The organism is Xenorhabdus santafensis (genome assembly GCF_033949405.1).
In the GTDB taxonomy this organism is placed as follows: domain Bacteria; phylum Pseudomonadota; class Gammaproteobacteria; order Enterobacterales; family Enterobacteriaceae; genus Xenorhabdus; species Xenorhabdus santafensis.
Genome location: NZ_VCDN01000241.1, coordinates 1 through 526 on the forward strand (window position 1 = coordinate 1; position 526 = coordinate 526).

Annotated in this window: 1 protein-coding gene; it reads right to left on the reverse strand. The window is 55.3% G+C overall.

Annotated features, from left to right (window positions below):
* Positions 1 to 526 (reverse strand): AMP-binding protein (locus FE392_RS22400; RefSeq protein ID WP_319931887.1); only part of this gene is annotated, 526 nt, incomplete at both ends.

Sequence of the window (526 nt, forward strand, 5' to 3'; positions counted from 1 at the left end):
TCCTTTGATTAGCGACGCACATAAACGGGCAGGATCGAGCAAAACAGACTGCGGGATCACATGCAAACGGGCACCGTTGAGCAGGGCTGACCAGATCTCCCAAGTCGATGCATCAAAGGCAATGTTGGCGCAATGGGCAACACAGTCACGCTCGCTGATCTCTGCATAGGGATTATTGATCACCAATTGGCTGACATTGCAGTGCTCGGTCATCACGCCTTTGGGTTTGCCCGTGGAGCCGGAAGTGTAAATCACATACGCCAGATGGCGGGATGTCAGCCCCTTGGTTTGTGACGCTGGATTATGGCCGGGCTGGTTTTCAAGGTTGAGTTCCGGGCTGTCCAGCAGGATACGCGGAATCGCACCCGCCAGAGTTGTGGCAGGGAATGCCTGAACCAACGACGTATGGGTCAACAAAGCCACAGGGGAGGCATCATCAATAATGTAAGCCAGCCGTTCAGCCGGATAGCTTGGGTCGAGCGGCACATAGGCCCCGCCAGCCTTAAGGATACCCAGTAACCCGACA